Below are 22,493 nucleotides of genomic sequence, written 5' to 3' on the forward strand. Positions count from 1 at the left end.
CTCCTTTTTAATAAAAAAGAGGTTTGAGTAGTAGGAATTTTAATTCTTGCTTAGAGTTTGTATTTCTTGCAGGGTTTGTAAAACTTTTTTTGTTTTCAAATGTTTTTTGATAGCCAAATAGCCTTCTTTGATAGAGGAGACATTGCCATAAACATAGAGGGCCGCACCCGCATTGATCGCTACTAATTCTAGACGCGGTGAAGGAATATTATTAAATATATCTAGTGCGATTTTAGTGTTTAGTAAGGTGTCCCCACCTTTTAATATTTGATAGTCTACATATCCCAATCCTACTTCTTGAGGTGTAAAAGTATAGGTTTTGATTTTGTTGTTAAAAAGTTCTGTGATTTGTGTGGGAGATGAAAGAGATATTTCATCATAACCATCAAATCCACTTACAACTAAGGCGTGTTGAATTCCTAAAATTTGTAAGGTTTGTGCCATTATCTCTGTATATTTTTTATCAAAAACACCCAAAACTTGATGAGTATTATTTGATGGATTAATCAGTGGTCCTATGAGATTAAAAAGAGTTTTAAAACCTAGTGTTTTTCTTACATTGGAGAGATTTTTTAGGGTGTGATGAAATTTTTGTGCAAATAAAAATGTGAAGTGAGTTTTTTGATAACATTGCAAGGAAGTTTTGATATTCATATTCAGATTGATACCAAGTCCTTGAATAAGATCAGCAGAACCACATTGGCTTGTAACAGCACGATTTCCATGCTTTAATACATTTACACCCATACTTGCTAAAATAATACTAGAGATTGTAGAAACATTGAAGGTTTTCTGCACACTACCACCTGTGCCGACAATATCAAGACGCTTTTCACCTGCAAATGGTTTTGGAAAACTTAGAGATTTGCTACGTAGAAGTGTACTAAAACCAGCGAGTTCTTGCGCATTTATGCCTTTGATCTCAAGACTTGTGAGTAGAGATCCAATTTGTCCTTCAGAAAGATTGCCCTCTGTGATTTCATCCATAATATCATAGGCTTCTTGATAAGTAAAATTTTGTTGTTGAAGTGCTTTTTTAAGATAAATATGTATAGGGGTTTCTTCGCGCTTGTAGTGTAAAAAGTTTCTTAGCATTTTGATTCCATCTGGTGTTCCTAAAGATTCTGGATGGAATTGTACACCCATGAGTTTGTATTCTTTGTGTTCAATAGCCATAATTTCATTATCAATACTTGTTGCAGTGATTTCTAGACAAGGAGGCAAGTCTTCTTTTTTACCTACTAATGAATGATATCTTGTGACTTGAGTATTTTGTGGTATGCCTCGGAAAAGTCCTTTTTGATTATGAGTGATAGGTTGGACTTTGCCATGAATAGTGTTTTTGGCATTGACAATAGGTACTCCAAAACTTGCCATAATTGCTTGATGCCCTAAACAGATTCCTAAAATAGGGATTTTTCCTTGAAATTTTTGAATAATTTGTAAAGAAATTCCCGCTTCTTTTGGTGTTTTTGGCCCTGGTCCTATGACAATATAATCAGGATGTAAAAGAGAAATTTCTTGAAGTGTGATTTTGTCACTACGTACAACTTTTACTTCCTGATGAAGATTACAGAAAGCTTGATAGATATTGTAAGTAAAAGAGTCATAATTATCTATAAGTAACAGCATGATTATTCCTTAGATTCTGTAATTGCACTAAGTAGAGCAAGCATTTTGTTTTTTGTTTCTTTGAGTTCAAATTCTGGTAGAGAATCTTGTACAACTCCTGCACCTGCTTGCAAATGATAGGTTTGATTTTGATAGATTGCAGTTCTTATGGCAATCGCACTATCAAAATTTCCTTTAGTATCAAAATATCCAATAAGCCCTCCATAAATTCCTCTTTGATATTTTTCAAGAGTATAAAGGGTTTTGATAGCTTGAATTTTTGGTGCTCCACTCACAGTGCCTGCAGGAAATGTTGCAAAAATCGCATCTTTACAACTTTTCTTTTTTTGGTCAAACTCTCCTTTTACTTCTGAAACAATATGCATAACTTTTGAATAACGCTCGATAATTTTAAACTTTTCTATTTTAATGCTACCAATTTTTGCTACTTTACCAATATCATTTCTTGCTAAATCAACCAACATGAGATGTTCAGCATTTTCTTTTTCATCTTCTTTTAATTCTTGTTCAAGTTGTAAATCTTGAGCTATTGTTTTGCCACGTTTTCTAGTGCCAGCAATAGGGCGTATAGTAATGCTTTCATTTTCTATTTTAATCATCATTTCAGGGCTTGTACCTAGAATTTGAAAATTTTCAAAATCAAAATAGAACATGTAAGGACTAGGGTTATTTTGACGCAGGCGTTTGTAGGCTTGAATAGGGGGTAGATTGCTTTGAATTTGCAGAGTTTGTGAGGGTACGCATTGCAAAAGATTTCCTTGATAGATTTCTTTTTTGATGGTTTCTACCATTGTTATAAAATATTCTTCTTGATCAGAAGGAAGGATAGTAAAATTATAATTTTCTTGAGGGAGGGGTTTGGGTGTGAGTTGCTTGATTTTGGTAGCAAGATTTTGGATATGTTCTTTGAGATTAAGTGGATGTGTCTCTTTGGCATAGTTGATGCTTATTAAAAATGCACAGTCATAAAGATGATCAAAAATAAGAAAGTCTCTACCAAACATCAAAGCACAATCATAAGTGTCTAGTTTTTTGGGTTTATGATTTTTAAGAGTTTCTATTTCTTCGAAAAATTCAAAACCAAGATATCCTATGCCACCTAAGGGTAATGGGATATCTTCTTGTAGTGTTGTGGGAGCTAGATTTTTAAAGGTTTCTGCCCAATCTAAAAAGTCTTTAGTTTCATCAAGAGGATTGAGAGTGATTTTTTCTTTATCATCAAGAAGGTAATAAGTATTATTTTCTTTAGTGAGACAAAAGGATAAAGAAAGCAATAAAAGAGAGTAACGACCTTTTCCAGTTTCTTGATACGCAGATTCTAGAAGAGCTTTTGTAGAGAGATTTTCTAAAACCATCATTGGAGTAATGCTGTGAGAGGCAATTTTTAAAATTTCTATTTGTGCAGGAGTTTGAAGTGTAAAATCAAAAAACATTACCAGGACCTTATATTTTATTTAATTTTTATGAGGGGGAGAAATTATAATAAAATACTTTAAACCTTAATAGGAGTAGTAGGAATTCAATTAGTTGTTAATGCAACTATTATTTTTTTTGGCTATAATACAGATTTACAAAAACTAAAATTTTTAGGAGTTTTTATGCGAAAGGCAGGAAGAGCTTTTTCAAAAGTAATTGGAGTTGCTTTATGTAGCACTATGCTTTTGGCTGCTAATGCGAATAGTCTTGGAGATACTAATATCCTTGCAGATATTAAAGAGTTTCAAAAACAAGCAGTAAAAAAATATACTTTGCAAGAATTAATTAAGGCGGCAGATACGAATTATTCCTTGCAGGCTAAGGCTTTAGCTACATTGCAAAGTAAAAAAGATGTAACAATTGCAAAGCTTGCAGCAGCAATGCCAAGGCTTGATGCGAGCTATAGTTTTAATAATAATGCACGTAACACACAAATGAACTCTGTGTATAATACGCAAACTGCAAATGCTACTTTTAAATACAATGTTTTTAATGGTTTGGCAGATTATAATACCATTAGAGAAAAAAATGCAAATTATTTGGCTAATGTGGCTGATGAAAAATATACAAAAGAAAGTGTTTATTTACAGGTAACGCAAAATTATTATGGTTATTTTGATAACGTTTCTAGATTAGTTTCTTTACAAAAAAAATTACAACAAATTAAAGAAGATGTAAAAAGAGTACAACAGCTTTATTTGCAAGGGTTGGCACCAATTGATGATTTAGAATCTCTTAAAGCACAAGCATCATTAAGTGAATATCAAATCGCAGATGCACGCTTATCTGTAGAGCAAAATAAACTTATGTTAGAATATCTAACAAATTTAAAAGTAGAAGGTTTGTTGTTTACTAGAATTCAAATGCCACAACTTCAAATTCAAGAACGTGGAGACTTGACTGCATTACAAGAGCAGATTAATATGCAAATTTTTAAAAATAAGCAGTTGAATTATTATCCCGTTGTTGATTTGACGGACACCTTTACTTACAATATTCAAAAACCTTCTTTTGCAAAGGGTAGTTTGGCAAGTATTTATCCCGATATTCAAAATACAATAGGTTTTACTATAAGTCTAAAAATTTTAGATGATGTGGGTTTGAGTTTTCAAAAACAATCTTTAAAAATTGCACAATTATCTAATGAAAAACTTTTGGCATACAAAAAACTAGAGCAAAAAAAAGATGTGGAACTTTATAAAAAAACTTTAGAAATTGCACAAAAACAAATTCAATCGGCTCGAGATAATTTAAAATCAGCTAATATTGCTTATGCTAACAAAAAGAAAAAATATGAGGCAAATCTGATTACTTTTACAGATTATCTGCAGGCATTGAGTACAAAGTTTGATGCTGAATCAACTTTTAATCAAAGCGTAAATAACTTTGAATTTCAAAAAGCAAACTATATTTTTCATAGTGGACAAAAAATTAGAGATTATATAAAGGAGTAACTTTATGAAAGCAAGATTTTTATTGGCTGCATTATGCAGTGTTAATATGGCTTTAGCCTTAGATGTTTATGCAGTGTTTAATATTAAAGCTGTACAAGATTCTAAGCTAGCACTTGATACTTCAGGAATTGTAGAAGTTATTAAGGTTGATGTGGGTAGTGTAGTAAAAAAGGGAGATGTTTTGTTGGGACTTGCTAATCAAGATAAAGTCGCACAATCAACTTCTGTGGAACAACAATATATTTTTGCAAAAAATCAATATCAGCGTTATCAAAAAACTGGTGGAGCAGTGGATAAAAATACTTTGGAGCAATATTATTCAAATTATAAAAAACTGGAATCAGATTATAAATATTATCAATCTATGGTACACAAGACAATTTTAAAAGCACCATTTGATGGTGTAATTGCGGAAAAAAATATTGAGTTGGGTGATGGTGTAGGATCTACAAATACAACACTTTTTAGACTTGTGAGTCATAGTAAAAAGTTTGTTATTGAATTTGATTCTAAATATATTAATCATGTAAAAGTTGGAGATACTTTTTATTATTCTATTGATGGTGGTGCAGATAAAAAGGCGGTAGTGATTACAAAAATTTATCCTACTATTAATGATAGTACAAGAAAAATTAGTGCAGAAGCTGTAGCAGATACAAATATGGTAGCAGGCACTTTTGGTGATGGATTTATAAGGACAAAATAATGTATAAGTTTGCAATACAACGACCTATTACGACTTTAATGTTTGCTCTTGCCGTGATGTTCTTCGGTGTTTTGGGATTAAAAAAGATACCTATTTCTTTATTTCCTAATGTTGATTTTCCTATTATTGTGGTTTCTACTGCATATCCTGGAGGAAGCCCAGAGATTATTGAAAGCAAGGTAACCGATAAAATTGAAGAAGCGGTAATGGGGATTGATGGGATTAAGAGTGTAAAATCTAACAGTGCAAGAAATATTAGTATTGTAATTGTGGAATTCCAACTTGAAAAACCGATTCAAGAGGCAATGAATGATGTGATTGGAAAAATTTCTTCTATCAAATTTGGTGATGCAAATATTCAGCAACCTTCGATTCAGAAATTTGATACAAGCGGACAAGCAATCATTTCTCTTTTTATGACAAGTCAAAATAAAAGCGCATCAGAATTGATGAAGCAGGCAGATTTGGTAGTTAAACCAATGCTGCAAAAAATTTCTGGTGTTGGTGGTGTGCAACTTAATGGATATCGTGAAAGACAAATGCGTGTTTATGTAGATCCTACTTTGATGAATAAATATAATCTTACTTATAATTCTTTATTTTCACTTCTTGGACAGGAAAATATTGAAGTTAATGGTGGGCGCATTGAAAATTCCACAAAAGATTTTACAATTACTATAGATGCAAATGGGTACAGTATTGAAGAAATAGGCAATATTCGTGTGGGGCAAAATACTAGACTTAGTGATATTGCAGTAATTGAAGATGGGCTTGAAGAAGAAACGACCTACGCAGCGTATCAAAATGAACCTGGAGTAATTTTTGAAGTACAAAAAGTTTCGGGTGCAAATGAAATTGATATTGCAGATGGAGTTTATAAAGTTCTACCACAGATTCAAGCAGTAAGTCAAGATTATGAAATTCGACCATTTTTGGATACTACAGAATATATTAGACATTCTATTAAAGATGTTGAATTTGATTTAATTTTAGGCGGTATTTTGGCAGTTTTGATTGTATTTTTCTTCTTGCGTAGTATAACAATTACATTGGTTGCAGCCATTAGTTTACCAGTTTCTATTTTGGGAACTTTTGCGCTTATACAGATGATGGGATATACATTAAATATGCTTACAATGATGGCACTAACTCTTGCTATTGGGATTATTATAGATGATGCGATTGTTGTGATCGAAAATATTCATAAAAAACTTGAAAAAGGAATGTCAAAAAAAGAGGCGGCATATGAAGGGGTGCGAGAAATTGCATTTGCAATTATTGCAATTTCTGCAATGTTACTTTCTGTTTTTATTCCAATAGGAAATATGTCAGGGGTTATGGGAAGATTCTTTGAGAGTTTTGGAGTTACGGTTGCTTTGGCAGTTATTATTTCATATATTGTTGTAATTACAATTATTCCAATGGTGAGTTCATTGATTGTAAGTTCAAAACAATCTAAATTTTATTATTTTACAGAGCCATTTTTTAATCGATTGCAATCCTTTTATGCTGCTCTTTTAAGTTTTGTGTTAAAGCAAAAAACAATTTTTATTGTATTGATTTTTTTGATTTTTGGATTCTCACTTTATTTAGCAAAGTCTTTGGGCGGAGAATTTATGCTTCAAGAGGATAAGTCAGAATTTTATGTTTGGATGGAGACAAAACCAGGAATTAGCATTCATGAGATGAAGAAAAAAACAATTGGTTTACAAGAACTTTTGAAAAAACATGATGAGATTATGTATACTACAATACAAGTGGGATATGGCACGATTCAAAGTGTATTTAAATCTAAGATTTATGTTAAATTAAAACCTGTGCAAGAGAGAAGTGTAAGTCAATTTGAACTTATGGATATTGTGCAAAAAGAACTACGCACATCTCCCTTGGCGCAAGGGTTGAATATTTTTGCCTCTGAGGTTCCTACATTAGGTGGAGGAGATAATACAGCATTTCAAATGACTATTTATGGTGCTACACAGGAGATGGTGGATAAAAGTGTTGAGAAGTTGCGTAACTTTTTATTAGAGAGTGAGACTTTTAAAGGAAAGATTGGAAATTATCATACTAGTACTTCTGATATACAGCCTGAATATAGAATTACAATACTGCGACAAAATGCCGATAAATATGGTGTGAGTGCACAAACTATTGGAAATGCTATTAATGCTGCTTTTTCAGGGACAAATCAAGCTGCATATTTTAAAGAAAATGGAAAAGAGTATAAGATTACCATGCGTGTCCCAGATAGTAAAAGAATATCACCGGATGATATTAAAAAGATTCAAGTACAAAATGCTAATGGTGAATTGATGTTTTTGGATGGATTAGTGGAAATTAAGCAGTCACAATCCCCATCGCTTATTAGTCGCTATAGCAGACAAAGAAGCGTAACTGTATATGCAGCACCTTTGCAAAATTCTGGAATTTCTTTGGGTGATATAATCGCTGAAGTTTCAAAACCTGAAAATATGCAAACATTGCTAGAGGACGGTGTAGGGTATGCTTTTGGTGGTCAATCTGATAATATGTCAGAATCTGTTGTGTCTTTTGGTGTAGCAGTAATTACAGCTTTTATTCTTATTTATCTTATTTTGGCGGCATTGTATGAATCTTTAATTGAACCTCTAATTATTATGATTACCATGCCTCTTAGTTTTGCAGGAGCATTTTTTGCACTAAAAATTGTTAATCAGCCTTTTAGTATTTTTTCATTTATGGGATTGATTTTATTGATAGGTATAGTTGGTAAAAATGCTACTTTGCTTATTGATGTAGCCAATGAGAGAAGAAAAAAATTTCAAGTAGATGTTTATGAAGCAATTAAATTTGCTGGAGAATCTCGATTGCGACCAATTTTGATGACCACAATTGCGATGGTTTTTGGTATGCTACCATTAGCAATTGCTACAGGTAGTGGATATGCAATGAAATCCCCAATCGGTATTTCTATGATTGGTGGTTTGTTGATTTCTATGATTCTTAGTCTTTTGATTGTGCCTATTTTATATGTTTTAGTTGCACCTCTTGATGATAAAATTAAGCGACTATATCAAAGAGAAGAAGGGAATATTGTTATCAAAAAAATCACAAAAGCTAAAAAAGTAGTAAAAAAGATTGTAGAAAATGAAGAATTAGATTATATGGATAATAAAGAAGAGATAGAAGATAAGAAGAAAGTTAAAAGGGAAAAGAAAAATAAGGAAAAGAAAAAAGATAAATGAAGTATAGAATCCTCCTAGTTTTTTTGCTTTTAAATTTTATAAAGGCTTATGACCGCAATAGTATGTTTGTGGGAATAGGCTTTGGTCTTGGTGATAATATTACAATTCATACAAACAAGAATAAAAAAACTTATAGTCATAGTTTTGCTCCTTCGTGGGGGTTAGTAGGAGGGTATGAATATAAACCTTTGCGTGTTTTAGGAATCAGGGCATATTTGCAGTCTTTGATGGACTTGCAACCAAATGGTCTTGAAACAATTATTTCCAATCATTTGAGCTTGAATGTCGATGTATCGACAAATATTGTTTATTTTTCCAAGGAAATGACGCTTGGTGCATATGCAGGTGCTGGGGTTGGTTTTTCTCAATATCAGAAAGTAATTAGCGATCCGATGAATAATAAATTCCATACTGTATTTTTAGTTAATGTAGGGATAGAGTTTAAGATTGATGATAACAATCGCGTGCAGTTAGGAATTAAATTTCCTTCCAATATAAAATTCACTTCTCATACTACTCTTGCGTATATTTATAGCTTTTAAGGTTTATTGTATTTGGATTTTATAGAGTTCTTGTGTAATTTCTTCAAAATTCATCATTTGACTTTCATCTTGTTTGATAAAGTTTTCCATAAAAGTCTTTTTTTCTATTGCTTCATCAAGCTCGTTATCGTTGCCTTTCTGATAAGAACCAATACGAATTAAAACTTCATTTTCTTTTAATAACGCATATAATCGTCGGAATTTTTTTATTGCATTTTTGTGTTCAGGTGTGATAATATCATTACTTACCCTAGAAGCAGAATTTAAAATATTGATTGGAGGATAAATACCATAATCTGTAAGTTCACGATTTAAAACAATATGTCCATCTAAAATACTTCTACTTTGATCTGCAATAGGATCACTTAAATCATCGCCTTCTACCAAAACAGTAAAAAAAGCAGTAATAGAGCCCTTACCTTCTTCTTTTCCTGCACGTTCCATAAGTTGTGGTAAAAGTGCTAATACAGAAGGAGGGTATCCTTTGCTTGTCGGAGGTTCGCCTAATGCTAATCCAATCTCTCTTTGTGCCATTGCAAAGCGTGTTACAGAATCCATAATAAATAAAACATCATGACCTTGATTTTTGAAATATTCTGCAATTGCCATTGCAGAAAATGCACCATATTTACGCATTAAAGCAGAATCATCGCTTGTGGCCACGATTAATACTGTATTTTCCAAATTATTTTTAAGGTTTTTATGGATAAACTCTGGCACCTCTCTGCCTCTTTCTCCAATAAGAGCAATAACTTTTATAGATGCCTTTGAACCTTTGACAATCATGCCCATTAATGTAGATTTTCCCACTCCAGATCCAGCAAAAATCCCTAATTTTTGTCCTTTACCACAGGTGAGAATCCCATCAATTACCTTAATACCTACAGGAAAAACTTCGTTAATCACCCCTCTTTTCATAGCTTTTATAGGTTGAGTAATTACAGGAGCAAGGGTATTTGTATGAATGGAACCTTTGTCATCAATGGGGTTTCCTAGTGGGTCAATCACTCTTCCTAAAAGTGCATCGCCAACAGGAATGTTTAATCCTTCTTTATCTAAAATAACCTTATCTCCCGCTTTGTAGCCTTCTATGAAAGAAAAGGGTGTAAAACCAAAAGAATCGCTTTGACAAATTGTAACCATACCTAAAGAATATTCTCCTGTGTCCTTATAAGCTCGAATAATATCTCCTATAGATGGTGTTAGACCTGTTGCATAGATGATTGTAGGGGTAATTTTTGTAATTAAACCAAATTTTGGAGAAAGTTGTAAAGAATCATTTAATCTGGCTTTAAGTTTTTGCAAAGACATTTTTACACCACCTTTTTTAGTTGAATTAAAGAATTTTTTTGCTAGAATCTGCAAAATTATACTTTATTTTTGCTGAAGGAATGTCATGAATTTAAAGACAAATAAGATAAATAGTGCTAATGTGATAGCTAGTGGTACTATCGCTTTAAAGGATTTGGAAAATAAGATCGTTAAAATTGCAACAAGATTGAGTAAAACGCTCAAAATCGATGGTTTTAGAAAAGGTAAAGTGCCATTGGCTTTGGTACGTTCGCGTTATCAGGATAATATCAAGCAAGATGCACAGCGTGAAGCGATACAGGATATGTTGCAGGCTGCGTTAAAAGAATTAAATATTGCTGCACAACAAGTAATTGGTGATCCTATTATTACAAAATTTAATGAAAATACTGACGATATTGATGTGGAAATTAAGATTTCTTTGATACCAGAAATCAATCTAGATAATATTGAACAGTGCATTCCTGAAGTAAAACTCCCAAAAATTACACAAAAAGATATTGATGCAAGAGCAGAAGATATTGCTAAGCGTGAAGCTCCGTTAATCAATGCAGCAAAGACAAAAAAACTTGAGAATGGTGATAGTGCTGTATTTGACTTTGAAGGCTTTGTAGATAATAAAGCATTTGAAGGTGGTAAGGCAGAAAATTTTGAACTTGTGATTGGAAGTGGGCAGTTTATTCCAGGATTTGAAGATTCTATGTTGGGAATGAAGGCTGGTGAAGAAAAAGATATTAAGGTAACTTTTCCGGAAAATTATCAAGCAAAGCATCTAGCTGGTAAAGAAGCGGTATTTAAAATTAAGCTTCATACAATTAAGGTGCGTGATAAAGTAGAGTTAAATGATGATTTGGCAAAGAAATTTATGCCTCAAAATCCTGAAGCGACTTTGAAAGATTTTATGGCAGAAGTAGAAAAACAATTACAATTTGAAGCAAAAACTAGGCTTTATAATGAAGAGTTGAAGGAAAAATTAGTAGAAAATTTTTTGAAAAATCTTGTTTTTGACCTTCCTGATCTGATTGTAGAACAAGAAATGGATCTTTTATTTAGAAACTCTTTAGGAACACTTAATGCTGAAGAATTAAAGGCGATTCAAGAGAGTGTAGAAAAGGCTAGAGAAAAAAGAGAAAGTTTTAGAGATGACGCACAAAAGAGTGTACGTGTAACATTTATTGTAGATAGCCTTGCCAAGCAAAAAGGAATTGTTGTCCAAGATAATGAGGTATTTCAAACATTATACTATGAAGCCATGATGATGGGAAAAAATCCTGAAGAAGTAATTGAATATTATAAAAATAATAATCTTTTTCCAGCAATTAAAATGGCTATGATTGAAGATAGAGTATTGCATCATTTATTGGATAGTAAAATTGATTCTGGAAAAAAACCTGATAGCAAGAGTGAAACCGTGCAAAAGTCTAAAAAAACTACTAAAAAGAAGGACGTTGAGTAATGAATTACATTCCTTATGTGATTGAAAAAACAGGAAAGGGTGAGAGAAGTTATGATATTTATTCACGACTTCTCAAAGATAGAATTGTTCTTTTGAGTGGAGAAATTAATGATGCTGTAGCATCATCTATCGTCGCTCAGTTATTGTTTTTAGAAGCTGAAGATTCAGAAAAAGATATTTATTTATATATCAATTCTCCTGGTGGAGTAATTACAAGTGCTTTTAGTATTTATGATACTATGCATTACATTCGTCCTGATGTTGCGACAATATGTATTGGACAGGCTGCATCTGCCGGAGCTTTTTTATTGAGTTCTGGAGTAAAAGGTAAGCGTTATTCTTTACCAAATTCAAGAATTATGATTCATCAACCTTTAGGTGGTGCGCAAGGTCAAGCTACAGATATTGAAATACAGGCCAATGAGATTTTAAGATTAAAAAAGATTTTAAATGAAATTATGGCATCTAATACTGGACAAAGTCTTAAAAAAATTTCTCAAGATACCGAGAGGGATTTTTTTATGAGTGCTCTGGAAGCTAAAGAATATGGCATGATTGATCAAGTTTTAGAAAAGAGCTTAAAGTAATTAAAGAGAAAATATGTCAAAAAATAAAGATAAATTAGATTTTAGTAGTAATCCTTATTTTGGAGATATTGGTGCAAATATTAATATTGACGGAGAGGATAATGTTGTCGAGGAGCTTGAAAATCAGATTATTGATAAGGTGACTAAGATTGCAGAGAATGTGGCAAAAGAGATGAGTAAAGAATCTTTACCTCCATTACCCGCGAACTATCAAATGTATTTTGAGCGTTTATTGGAGAAAGAAGATGTTGGATCGCGTCAAAAGATACAAGCTTTGATTGATTTACAATCTAGCAATGAGGATAGAGTTGCATTTTTTGAAAAAACAGTTAAAGACGGCTTTAAAAATATTAAGCAAATTTTAGAACTTGTGGCACTGCTTTATAAAAACTTACAGGTTTCACAAAATGTTTCTGAAAAATATGTAAAAGATATTGCAAATATTGATAATAAGTTGGTATTTAACAATATGGTTAAATTGTTCCTAAAGGATTTATATTCTATTAAGGACAAAATAGATGGAGAACTTGAGAATCTAAAAAATATTTATCAGGATACGACAAAGATTATTAGTAGTATCAATGAAAACACAATTTATGATTCTCAATTTGGCGTTTATAATAAGCGATATTTTTTAACACTGATTGATAAGGAAAAAGAATTAATTGAAGAGTTTAATCATGAAAGCACAATGCTAACTTTAACATTATCCAAAAATATCATGAATGATGTGGCTAATAAAACCATTATGTTGATTTTGTTAAAAAGTATCGCTAAGCTTTTGTTAAAAACTTCAAGACGAAGTGATATTCTTGCTTATTTTGGTAATGGTATTTTTGCTATGGGATTAAAAAACTCAGATTTACAGAGTGCAAAAAAAGCTGCAGAAAGATTGATAGAAACAGCAAAATCTACAAATATTTTTTCTGATGGTAGAGATATTGTTTTGGAACTTGCCATTGGTGTTGCAAAAATTACTCCTAAAAAAACTACAGAAAATATTGTCCAATCTTCTTTAATAGCATTGAATTTGGCATTGGATGAAAAAGTTGAGTTCAAGATTTATCCTCAAGATGAAATAGAGTAAGATAAAATGGCTATTTTGGAAGTTTTGTCTTATCCTAATGATATTTTAAGAAAAAAGTCTAGTAAGGTTGAAAAATTTGATTCTGAACTTCATATGTTGCTAGATGATATGTATGAAACCATGATGCAGCGAGATGGCGTAGGGCTTGCTGCAGTGCAAGTTGGTGTATTACAGCGAGTTTTGCTAGTCAATATTCCTCGAGAGGAGGATGGTAAGCAATATAAAGAAGATTTATATGAAATTATTAATCCTGTGATTTTGCACAAAAGTGATGAGATTTATTGGGATGAGGGATGTTTATCTGTCCCGGGTTTTTATGAAAAAGTTAAGCGATATAAAAATATATCTTTAGGCTACCAAGATAGATTTGGTAATGAGAAGGTATTAAAGGCTGAAGGGTTTTTGGCAGTGGCATTTCAGCATGAAATGGATCATTTAGAAGGAATTTTATTTATAGATAAGCTTTCAATTCTCAAAAGAAAAAAATTTGAGAAAGAGCTAAAAAAAGCAAAAACAAGTTAGTCTTAAGCAATGGTACAAAAAATTTATTGTGCGACTAAATTTGGACTACATGCAAGTATAGTAGAGGTTGAAGTTTCTTTCAATAGAGCATTGCCAGCTTTTGTTATTTCTGGTTTGGCAAGTAATGCAATTCAAGAATCTAAACAACGAGTACATTCAGCACTTCTCTCTTGCGGTTTTGCCTTTCCTCCATTAAAAATTATCATTAATCTATCTCCATCGGATTTACCCAAATATGGAAGTCATTTTGATTTGCCGATTGCATTGTTGGTGGGTATGTATAAAGAAAAAGAAGAGCTTAAGCATCGATGGTTTGCATTTGGTGAATTGGGTTTAGATGGTGCATTAAAACATAGTAATAGTCTATTTGGAATTGTGCTGGATATTTTATTGCAAGAAAAAGATATTTGTATGATTTTGCCAAAAGAAAGTGAAAAATATTTTTCACTTATGCCAAATTTGCATTGCATGTATGCAGAAAATTTACAAGAAGCATTGGAGTTTTTAAGGGCAGATCAAAAACCAGATTCCAAACAAGTAGAACTGAATTTTCCTTTTTTGGAGATTGTTGGAGAAAAATATTATTATCAAGAGAAATTTTCTTTAGATTTTAAGGAAGTCAAGGGTCAGAGAATCGCAAAAAGAGCAGCCTTGATTGCTGCAAGTGGATTTCATAATATTGTTTTGGAAGGAAATCCAGGAAGTGGAAAAAGTATGATTGCAAAGCGTGTGCAATATATTTTACCACCTTTGACTTTGTATGATATTTTACACAATGCAAAAATAAATAGTTGGAATCAAGAAGAAATTAAATTGGTGCCACAAAGGAATTTTAAATCCCCTCATCAAAGTGCCTCAAAGGCAAGCATTATCGGATCTGCAGCAAATAAAGAGCCACGCCCAGGAGAAATTGCATTGGCACATTTAGGGGTATTGTTTTTTGATGAGTTGCCACATTTTTCTAAAGAAGTTTTGGAGGCATTAAGAGAACCTTTAGAGAATAATATTTTGGCGTTATCGCGAGTAAATTCTAAGGTGACTTATCCTACTTCATTTTTATTTATTGGTGCACAAAATCCTTGTCCTTGTGGGAATTTGCTAAGTACTAAAAATGAGTGTCGTTGTAGTGATAGAGAAATTGCAAAATATAAAAATCGTTTAAGTGAACCTTTTTTAGATAGGATTGATTTGTTTGTGCAAATGGAAGAAGAATATAGGGGAGAGGAAGCAACTATAAGTTCTTTAGAGATGCAAAAATCTGTATTTAGGGCATTTGTGATGCAAAAAAATAGAAAGCAAGAAAATTTTAATGGAAAAATGTCAGATGAAGAAATTGAAAAATTTTGTGTGCTAGATGAGCAGACGCAACAAATACTTTTGCAAGCTCAAGATCGTTTTGGATTATCAATGCGAAGTGTTAATAAAATAAAAAAAGTTGCACGCACAATTGCGGATTTAGAGGAAAAGGAACACATAGAAAAGAGACATGTTTTAGAAGCCTTAAGTTATAGAAGAATTTAAAAGTTTTTTGTATAATTTTTCATCTCTTTGTAAGGATAAAGTTGAAAAAATTTTATTTAAAAAATCTTGATTGTGCAAATTGTGCAGAGAAAATTTTAGATGCACTAAATGAATTGCAAAGCACAAAATCTGCTACACTTAATTTTCCCGTTAATGTTTTAACAATTGAAAGTGATAATATAAAAGAAGCACTACAAAAGATTGTAGAACTTGAGCCAAAAGTAGAGATTACAGAAGAGCTAGGTGAGGAGAAAATATCGCATTATAAGATTTTTTGTATTTTGATCAGTTTTTTTGTTGCACTTGCTTTTTTATTTTTTGACTTCAAGATTCTTGGTTATATTTTTTTAGCATTGGCATATTTTGTCGCGATTAAAAATATTTTGTTAAGTGCGATAGGGAATATTAAAGCACGAATATTTTTTGATGAAAATGTTTTAATGCTAAGCTCAAGTATTGCAGCATGTTTTTTAGATGCATATATTGAAGCTACAGCAATAATTGTTTTTTATGCCTTGGGAGAACATTTGCAAAATTTTGCGGTTTTTAAATCTAAAGATTCTTTAAAGATTTTAACACGAGTTTTATCAAAAAATATTGAAGTATTAGATTTGCAAAATAAAATTATAAAGAAAGAAATTTCTGCAGTCAGTGTTGGGGAGATAATAGTTGTTGGTGCAGGAAGTCAGATTCCTTTGGATGGGGTGATTGTTGAAGGTGAAGGCTATATTGATACTCAGGCTATAAATGGTGAGAGTATTCCTGTTTTATGTAGAGTAGGAGATGAAGTTTTGAGTGGAAGTTTTGTATTAGAGACTTCTTTAAAAATTCGTGTAACGCATACTTATGATAAGAGTTTTATGACAAAAATGCAAGATCTTTTGGAAAATGCCATTATGCAAAAAACAAGAGTGCAACATTTTATCACGCAATTTTCACAATATTATACACCGGTGGTTTTTATTTTTGCAATAGCGGTATGTTTGATTCCGTATTTATTAGGATATGGGGATTTTAAAGAGTGGTTTTATCGTGCCTTGGTAGTTTTAATGGTGAGTTGTCCTTGTGCTTTAGTATTGGCAATTCCTTTGGGGTATTTTATTGCTATTGGTCGGGCAAGTAAAGAAGGGATTTTAATTAAAGATGCACGGATTTTTGAAAAAATTTTGCGCATACAGATGGTGATTTTTGATAAGACAGGGACGCTTACAACTGGTCAATTAAGTATTCAAGAAATTAAGCCACAGCCTGCTATAAAACAAGAAGAGTTACTTGATTTGGCAAATTTAGCCATGCAGAGATCCACACATTTGATTGCTAAAAGTTTTGCTCCACCAAAAAAGAATTTTGAAATTAAAAGTTATAAGGAAGTTTTGGGTAGAGGGGTTGTGGTTTGTGGTGAAAATGAAGAAATTTTGGCAGGAAATGCATTATTGATGCAAGAAAATAATGTATTTTGTGAGGAAGTTGATCGCGTGGGTTTGGTAGTGCATATAGCAAAAAATAAAAAGTATCAGGGATATATTTTGTTACACGATAGTTTGAGAGATGAAGCACAAGAGGTGGTAAAAAATCTCAAAGATTTGTCTCAGGAAGTAGTCGTAATTAGTGGAGACAATGCCAAAAATGTAGAATCTATTACAAAGACACTTTCTTGTAAGACTTTTTCACAGACTTTACCACAAGATAAGTATGAAATCATTAAAGAATATCAAAAAGAAAAACGAGTGCTTTTTGTGGGAGATGGGTTAAATGATGCACCTGCAATTGGCGTGGCAGATGTTGGGGTGAGTATGGGAGTTGGAGGAAATGATATCAATAAACAAAATGCGGATATTTTATTGCTTAGAGACGATTTGATGGGAGTGGTAAAGATTTTTTTAATTACTAAAAAGATGCGTAAGATTTTGTGGCAAAATATTGGTATGATTTTTGGAATTAAGATTCTTTTAGTATTGTGTGGAATCTTTGGGATGGCAGAGATTTGGGAGGCAATTTTTGGAGATGTTGGGGTAAGTTTATTAGCATTATTAAATGCGTGGAGAATTTTTAGGATTTAATATTTATGTAAACATAATAAAATTTTTTTGCTTTAAAGGCAGAGAATATAAGGAGTTTTTATGAAAATGAAAAATATTTATTTATGTATTTTTGCAATTACAATTATGTTTGGAGGAAGCGTTGTTGCTCAAGAAGTAACCTCTGATGCAATTGCAGATATATTTTATCGATTAAATGGAGATCCTAAGAATCCAAAAATGAAAATTAATCATACAAAAGGTTTTTGTGCTTCGGGTGTTTTTATTCCAAGTAAAGATATTAGCAAAAAAATTAATATTCCTTTGTTGGAGCAAAAAAAAATTAAGACATTGGCTAGATTTTCTTTGGGTGGAGCAGTAATGGATGATAGAAGCAAGGGAAGAGGTTTGGCATTGAGACTTGAGGGTGATAAAGAGACCTGGACAATGGTAATGCTAAATTCTGAAATCAACTTCGCAAGAACCCCTGAAGAATTTTTTCAATTTTTTTCTATGAAGATTCCAGTAGATGGAAAAGTAGATCAAGCTAAGATCGCTAAGCTTACTAGCGAGGTAGAATCTTTTAGAAAATTTGATGAATACATGAAAAATGTTGGATTTACTGCAAGTGTAGCAAATACGCCTTATTATAGTGTTCATACTTTTTATTTTAAAGATGCAAAAAGTGGTAAAATGATTGCGGCAAGATGGAAGTTTGTGCCTGAAGATGGTGTAAAATATTTAAGTGAAAATGATAAAAAAACTAAAAGTAAAGACTATTTACTTCAAGAGTTTAATAAACAAATCAAAAATAAATCTATAAATTACAAAATGTATCTTGTTTTGGCAAATCCTCAAGATGCAACTAATGATACTACTGCAATTTGGAGTGGAAAGCATGAAGAAGTGTTGGTAGGTGTATTGAATGTCAATAAATATGAAGGCATGGAATGTAATCAAGAAGTTTTCTTCCCTTCAGATATTCCACAAGGAGTAGGTGCACCAGTTGATCCTTTATTTCAAATTAGGAATGAAACTTATGGTGTAACTTTTGGACGCAGGCAATAATTTTAAGTTAGTGGCTTTTTGCCACTAACTCTTCTATATTATTATCCAAAATTAAAAATTTATTTTAAATTATTTTTTACACTAATTTATTTTTATAAATTTACAAAAATTATTTGGTATTTAAAAATATTTTAAAAAGATATAATTTGATAAAAATATGTATATGTATGGGGTTTTTGTATGGATTTTTTTCAAGCAATAGTTTTAGGGATTGTAGAAGGATTGACAGAGTTTTTGCCAATTTCTTCTACAGGACATATGATTTTAGCAGGGCATTTTTTGGGAGTTGAGCAAGATAGTGATTTTGTAAAAACTTTTGAAATTTCCATACAATTGGGGTCGATTTTAGCAGTTTTATTTGTGCTTTACCATAAACTTTTTAGGGGTTTGGATATTTGGTTAAAACTTTGTGTCGGATTCGTGCCAACAGGGTTGATTGGGTTTTTAGCCTATAAGTATATTAGAGAATTTTTTACATCTCAAACTGTGGCAGTGATGCTTATTATTGGAGGAATTATTTTTTTATTAGTGGAGTATAAACAGCAAAAAAGTCAAAAAATAAAAAAAGATGATATTGCAAAAATTACTTATAAAGAAGCTTTTGTTATTGGACTTTGTCAGTGTTTTGCGATGATACCAGGAACCTCTAGAAGTGGAGCAACTATTATAGCTGGATTATTAATGGGGTTTTCTCGTACTTTGGCAGCAGAATTTTCTTTTATGCTTGCTATCCCTACAATGTTTGCAGCTACGGGTTATGATATTTATAAAAATTTAAATATTTTAGATTCTCAAAATTTAGCAATCCTTTTTGTAGGTGGTATAGTAGCTTTTATTTCAGCGTTATTGAGTATTAAATTATTTTTAAGATTTGTCAGCAGGTTTAGTTATATATCTTTTGGATATTATAGAATCTTGATTGGTATAATTTTTTTATTTTATTTTTGGCAAGTTCATGCGTGACATTATTTTAGTAAATTCAAAGCCTTATGATGGGGTGCAAACACTCATACTTAATGAAATTGAGTATCGGGATATGTATGATTCCTTGAAAGAATTAAGAAAAGATTATACTGCGCTAGTTTTTACTTCTAAACATGCAATTAAATCATTACAAAAAGCTATTGAAAAATATCCTCAATTTGAATATCTCAAGATAATTCCTGCATATGTGATTGGAGAAAGTAGTGCGAGAGTTTTGGAAAAGTATCAATTTAATGTAGAGTATATTGGTAAAGATTCTCATGGTATTGGGTTTGCTAGTGAACTTATACCTTTATTGCAACATAAAAAGGTTTTGTATTTTAGGGCAAAGAAAATTGTTTCAGGTTTGGATGAGATTTTATCTCATGCAAAGATTTATGTAAAGCAAATTATTGCATATGAAAATAAAAAAAGTAATATAACAAACCTTGAAAAACCTTCACCAAAGTCTATTTTAATTTTTACCGCACCTAGCCATTATACTTCTTTTGTACAGCAGTTTGCTTGGGATGATAGCTATATTGCTATAGCTATAGGTTTGACAACTTTTAGTGTTTTTGATGCGGAAATTAAAGCATTTGTTAGTCCAAAGCAAAATATTGAGGGGTGTATAGAATTTGCAAAAGAAGTTGCTCAACGCTTGGTGTAGTTAATGAATATAATGGCATTTTTTTTGGTTTTTTGTGGCGGTGGTTTAGGAAGTTTAATACGTTATCTTATTTCTTTGTTTTTGCAGAAATATACTTTTTTTCCTTATGCAACTTTTTTGGTAAATATTTTAGGAGCATTTTTGATGGGGATGGCATTTTATATTTTTGTGCAAAAAGGATGGTATTTGCATTGGAAGTTGTTTTTTATGGTAGGGTTTTTAGGGGGGTTTACTACCTTTTCTTCTTTTGGACTCGAGTTATTTATTTTTTTAAAAACATTGGATTATCAAAAAGCTTTTTTTTATTTATTAGCAACGAATTTTTTTGTCATATTTTTTTTATGGTGTGGCTTTGTTTTGATTAAAAAATTATTGAATAATTGACATTGGCTTATTTGATTTAAATTTTCATTGTAAAATAGGGCGTTTATTTTCATTTGAATGAAAAAGAAAAATTTTCAAGATGGAGTTAAAATTATGTTTCACAATAAAGTAATTAGTGTAATAGCAGCAGGTATGTTAATGGCAGGCGTATCGTATGCAAAAGATTTGGCAAATGTAGATGGTCAAGTGATTACAGAAAAGGATTTTGATATTTTAAAACAACAGGCACCAAATTTTGATTTCAATAAATTAACAGCCGAGCAAAAAAGTGGATTAATTAATCAAAAGATTAATGAAATTTTAATACAAAATGCTGCCAAAAAAGCAAAGCTTGAGAATACAAAAGATTTTAAAGAAGCTTTAGAAAATATAAAACAACAATTGCTTATTAATGCTTGGCAACATAGTATAGCAGAGGAAGCAAAAAAGATTGCAATTCCAGAAAGTGATTTAAAAAAATTTTATGATGAGAATCCCGCAAGATTTATTCAACAAGAGGGGCAGGCAAGACATATTTTAGTAAAAACTAAAGAAGAAGCAGAAAAAATTATTACTGACCTTAATAAGGCACCAAAGTCAAAAATTGAGCAGAGATTTTCTGAACTTGCAAATAAAAATACTATTGATCCAGGTGGTCAAAAGGCTCAAAATGGTGGAGATTTAGGCGCCTTTCAGAGAAATCAAATGGTACCAGAGTTTGGAGATGCCGTTTTTGCTCTTGCACCAGGAACATATACTAAAACACCTGTAAAAACAGATTATGGCTATCATGTAATTTATTTGATTAAAAAAGGTGAATCTAAAAAAATTTCTTTTGCAGATGCAAAGGCTGAAATTGAAAATATGTTCAAAGAGAGAAATTTTCAAGAGTTAGCACAGAAGAAAATTCAAGAACTAAGAAATAATGCTAAGATTACAATTAATTAATAAGGGAAAAAATGCTAGTTCAAGGTAATGAAATTTTACATAAAGCCCATAAAGAATTTTATGGTGTAGGTGCTTTTAACTTTGTTAATTTTGAAATGCTTCAAAGTATTTTTGAAGCTGCGCATCAAGCAAAATCTCCTATTATTGTACAAGCAAGTGAGGGTGCTATCAAGTATATGGGGATTGATATGGTTGTGGGGATGGTTAAAACAATGGAAAAAAGATATCCTCATATTCCTGTTGCTTTACATTTGGATCACGGTACAACTTTTGAGAGTTGTAAAAATGCTATTGAAGCTGGTTTTACTTCTGTGATGATTGATGCATCTCATCATTGTTTTGAGGAGAATTTATCTTTAACTAAGCAAGTGGTAGATTTTGCTCATACGCATGGTGTGAGTGTTGAAGCAGAATTAGGGAGACTTATGGGGATTGAGGATAATATTTCTGTGGATGAGAAAGATGCAGTCTTGGTAAATCCACAAGAAGCAGAAATTTTTGTCAAGGAGACAAAGGTAGATTATCTTGCACCCGCAATTGGCACAAGTCATGGAGCATTTAAATTTAAGGGTGAACCAAAACTTGATTTTAAAAGATTGCAAGAAGTTAAAAAATTGACTAATATTCCTCTTGTTTTGCATGGTGCAAGTGCTATACCTGATTATGTGAGAGAGGCATTTTTGCAAACTGGTGGAGATTTGAAGGGAAGCAGAGGAGTTCCTTTTGAATTTTTACAAGAATCTATAAAAGGTGGTATTAATAAAGTAAATACAGATACGGATTTGCGTATTGCTTTTATGGCAGCTGTAAGAAAAGTAGCAAATGACGATCCAACACAATTTGATTTGCGGAAATTCTTTACACCAGGAATGGAGGCTATGAAAAAAGTAATAATAGAGCGTATGCAAATTTTAGGTTCAGCCAATAAAATTTAAGGAGGATGAT

19 protein-coding genes are annotated in these 22,493 nt (G+C 31.8%); 16 read left to right on the top strand and 3 right to left on the bottom strand.

The window, feature by feature from the left end:
• Nucleotides 1-39: 39 nt before the first annotated feature.
• Nucleotides 40-1,632 carry a bifunctional anthranilate synthase component II/anthranilate phosphoribosyltransferase gene (locus LW133_RS03930; RefSeq protein WP_233076780.1) on the bottom strand — a complete coding sequence of 531 codons (1,593 nt, stop codon included), beginning with the start codon at nt 1,630-1,632 and terminating at the stop codon, nt 40-42.
• 2 nt (nt 1,633-1,634) lie between these two features.
• Complete coding sequence (locus tag LW133_RS03935) at nt 1,635-3,065, bottom strand: anthranilate synthase component I family protein (protein WP_233076788.1); 1,431 nt, start codon at nt 3,063-3,065, stop codon at nt 1,635-1,637.
• A gap of 165 nt (nt 3,066-3,230) precedes the next feature.
• On the opposite strand from LW133_RS03935, the gene LW133_RS03940 reads away from it, so the two are divergent.
• Genes LW133_RS03940 through LW133_RS03955 form a run of 4 tightly spaced genes read left to right on the top strand, consistent with a single transcriptional unit; the run spans nt 3,231 to nt 9,034 of the window.
• Nucleotides 3,231-4,562, top strand: a complete 1,332-nt coding sequence (locus LW133_RS03940; protein WP_233076797.1) for a TolC family protein — start codon at nt 3,231-3,233, stop codon at nt 4,560-4,562.
• A 4-nt stretch (nt 4,563-4,566) separates the two neighbouring features.
• A complete protein-coding gene (locus LW133_RS03945; RefSeq protein WP_233076799.1) occupies nt 4,567-5,268 on the top strand; it encodes an efflux RND transporter periplasmic adaptor subunit in 702 nt (233 codons plus the stop codon).
• The gene (locus LW133_RS03950) at nt 5,268-8,492 is read left to right on the top strand and encodes an efflux RND transporter permease subunit (RefSeq protein ID WP_233076801.1); all 3,225 of its coding nucleotides are present in this window, start codon (nt 5,268-5,270) and stop codon (nt 8,490-8,492) included. Before LW133_RS03945 ends, LW133_RS03950 begins: the two co-directional genes overlap by 1 nt.
• Nucleotides 8,489-9,034: an outer membrane beta-barrel protein gene (locus LW133_RS03955; protein WP_233076803.1), complete on the top strand. Its 546-nt coding sequence runs from the start codon at nt 8,489-8,491 to the stop codon at nt 9,032-9,034. The genes LW133_RS03950 and LW133_RS03955 overlap by 4 nt, the downstream gene beginning before the upstream one ends.
• 3 nt (nt 9,035-9,037) lie before the next feature.
• Here LW133_RS03955 and fliI read toward each other — a convergent pair whose 3' ends face one another.
• Entirely contained in the window at nt 9,038-10,345 is a 1,308-nt protein-coding gene (gene fliI / locus LW133_RS03960) for a flagellar protein export ATPase FliI (protein WP_233076806.1), read from the bottom strand.
• An 85-nt stretch (nt 10,346-10,430) separates the two neighbouring features.
• Between fliI and tig the strand changes: the two genes are divergently transcribed.
• The 12 genes from tig (at nt 10,431) to LW133_RS04020 (ending at nt 22,483) form a co-directional block, all read left to right on the top strand.
• On the top strand, nt 10,431-11,801 hold the full coding sequence (gene tig / locus LW133_RS03965) for a trigger factor (RefSeq protein WP_233076809.1): 1,371 nt from the start codon (nt 10,431-10,433) through the stop codon (nt 11,799-11,801).
• Nucleotides 11,801-12,388, top strand: coding sequence for an ATP-dependent Clp endopeptidase proteolytic subunit ClpP (clpP, locus tag LW133_RS03970; protein WP_233036540.1), 588 nt, complete (start codon nt 11,801-11,803; stop codon nt 12,386-12,388). The genes tig and clpP overlap by 1 nt, the downstream gene beginning before the upstream one ends.
• Nucleotides 12,389-12,401: 13 nt before the next feature.
• Nucleotides 12,402-13,475 carry a diguanylate cyclase gene (locus LW133_RS03975; protein WP_233076823.1) on the top strand — a complete coding sequence of 358 codons (1,074 nt, stop codon included), beginning with the start codon at nt 12,402-12,404 and terminating at the stop codon, nt 13,473-13,475.
• A gap of 6 nt (nt 13,476-13,481) precedes the next feature.
• Nucleotides 13,482-13,997: a peptide deformylase gene (def, locus tag LW133_RS03980; protein ID WP_233076825.1), complete on the top strand. Its 516-nt coding sequence runs from the start codon at nt 13,482-13,484 to the stop codon at nt 13,995-13,997.
• 9 nt (nt 13,998-14,006) lie between these two features.
• Nucleotides 14,007-15,518, top strand: coding sequence for a YifB family Mg chelatase-like AAA ATPase (locus tag LW133_RS03985; protein WP_233076828.1), 1,512 nt, complete (start codon nt 14,007-14,009; stop codon nt 15,516-15,518).
• Nucleotides 15,519-15,559: 41 nt separating this feature from the next.
• The gene (locus LW133_RS03990) at nt 15,560-17,578 is read left to right on the top strand and encodes a heavy metal translocating P-type ATPase (protein ID WP_233076830.1); all 2,019 of its coding nucleotides are present in this window, start codon (nt 15,560-15,562) and stop codon (nt 17,576-17,578) included.
• A gap of 60 nt (nt 17,579-17,638) precedes the next feature.
• Nucleotides 17,639-18,604 carry a catalase family peroxidase gene (locus LW133_RS03995; protein WP_233076839.1) on the top strand — a complete coding sequence of 322 codons (966 nt, stop codon included), beginning with the start codon at nt 17,639-17,641 and terminating at the stop codon, nt 18,602-18,604.
• A gap of 180 nt (nt 18,605-18,784) precedes the next feature.
• Nucleotides 18,785-19,567: an undecaprenyl-diphosphate phosphatase gene (locus tag LW133_RS04000; protein ID WP_233076841.1), complete on the top strand. Its 783-nt coding sequence runs from the start codon at nt 18,785-18,787 to the stop codon at nt 19,565-19,567.
• Entirely contained in the window at nt 19,560-20,237 is a 678-nt protein-coding gene (locus LW133_RS04005; RefSeq protein WP_233076843.1) for a uroporphyrinogen-III synthase, read from the top strand. The genes LW133_RS04000 and LW133_RS04005 overlap by 8 nt, the downstream gene beginning before the upstream one ends.
• Before the next feature lie 12 nt (nt 20,238-20,249).
• On the top strand, nt 20,250-20,621 hold the full coding sequence (gene crcB / locus LW133_RS04010; RefSeq protein ID WP_233076849.1) for a fluoride efflux transporter CrcB: 372 nt from the start codon (nt 20,250-20,252) through the stop codon (nt 20,619-20,621).
• Nucleotides 20,622-20,678: 57 nt separating this feature from the next.
• Nucleotides 20,679-21,548, top strand: a complete 870-nt coding sequence (locus LW133_RS04015; RefSeq protein ID WP_233076851.1) for a peptidylprolyl isomerase — start codon at nt 20,679-20,681, stop codon at nt 21,546-21,548.
• 11 nt (nt 21,549-21,559) lie between these two features.
• Nucleotides 21,560-22,483 carry a class II fructose-bisphosphate aldolase gene (locus LW133_RS04020; RefSeq protein WP_233076853.1) on the top strand — a complete coding sequence of 308 codons (924 nt, stop codon included), beginning with the start codon at nt 21,560-21,562 and terminating at the stop codon, nt 22,481-22,483.
• The last annotated feature ends 10 nt before the right edge of the window (nt 22,484-22,493 follow it).

It is taken from the genome of Helicobacter anatolicus (genome assembly GCF_021300615.1).
GTDB classification, from domain to species: domain Bacteria; phylum Campylobacterota; class Campylobacteria; order Campylobacterales; family Helicobacteraceae; genus Helicobacter_H; species Helicobacter_H anatolicus.

Bases quoted from the DNA above. Each gene is read 5' to 3' on its own strand.
- LW133_RS04000 (WP_233076841.1), top strand. From the start codon at position 18,785: ATGGATTTTTTTCAAGCAATAGTTTTAGGGATTGTAGAAGGATTGACA.
- LW133_RS03975 (WP_233076823.1), top strand. From the start codon at position 12,402: ATGTCAAAAAATAAAGATAAATTAGATTTTAGTAGTAATCCTTATTTT.
- LW133_RS03955 (WP_233076803.1), top strand. From the start codon at position 8,489: ATGAAGTATAGAATCCTCCTAGTTTTTTTGCTTTTAAATTTTATAAAG.
- def (WP_233076825.1), top strand. From the start codon at position 13,482: ATGGCTATTTTGGAAGTTTTGTCTTATCCTAATGATATTTTAAGAAAA.
- LW133_RS03940 (WP_233076797.1), top strand. From the start codon at position 3,231: ATGCGAAAGGCAGGAAGAGCTTTTTCAAAAGTAATTGGAGTTGCTTTA.
- LW133_RS03945 (WP_233076799.1), top strand. From the start codon at position 4,567: ATGAAAGCAAGATTTTTATTGGCTGCATTATGCAGTGTTAATATGGCT.
- LW133_RS03935 (WP_233076788.1), bottom strand. From the start codon at position 3,065: ATGTTTTTTGATTTTACACTTCAAACTCCTGCACAAATAGAAATTTTA.
- clpP (WP_233036540.1), top strand. From the start codon at position 11,801: ATGAATTACATTCCTTATGTGATTGAAAAAACAGGAAAGGGTGAGAGA.
- LW133_RS04005 (WP_233076843.1), top strand. From the start codon at position 19,560: ATGCGTGACATTATTTTAGTAAATTCAAAGCCTTATGATGGGGTGCAA.
- LW133_RS03930 (WP_233076780.1), bottom strand. From the start codon at position 1,632: ATGCTGTTACTTATAGATAATTATGACTCTTTTACTTACAATATCTAT.
- crcB (WP_233076849.1), top strand. From the start codon at position 20,250: ATGGCATTTTTTTTGGTTTTTTGTGGCGGTGGTTTAGGAAGTTTAATA.
- LW133_RS03950 (WP_233076801.1), top strand. From the start codon at position 5,268: ATGTATAAGTTTGCAATACAACGACCTATTACGACTTTAATGTTTGCT.
- LW133_RS03985 (WP_233076828.1), top strand. From the start codon at position 14,007: ATGGTACAAAAAATTTATTGTGCGACTAAATTTGGACTACATGCAAGT.
- LW133_RS04020 (WP_233076853.1), top strand. From the start codon at position 21,560: ATGCTAGTTCAAGGTAATGAAATTTTACATAAAGCCCATAAAGAATTT.
- LW133_RS04015 (WP_233076851.1), top strand. From the start codon at position 20,679: ATGAAAAAGAAAAATTTTCAAGATGGAGTTAAAATTATGTTTCACAAT.
- LW133_RS03995 (WP_233076839.1), top strand. From the start codon at position 17,639: ATGAAAATGAAAAATATTTATTTATGTATTTTTGCAATTACAATTATG.
- tig (WP_233076809.1), top strand. From the start codon at position 10,431: ATGAATTTAAAGACAAATAAGATAAATAGTGCTAATGTGATAGCTAGT.
- fliI (WP_233076806.1), bottom strand. From the start codon at position 10,345: ATGTCTTTGCAAAAACTTAAAGCCAGATTAAATGATTCTTTACAACTT.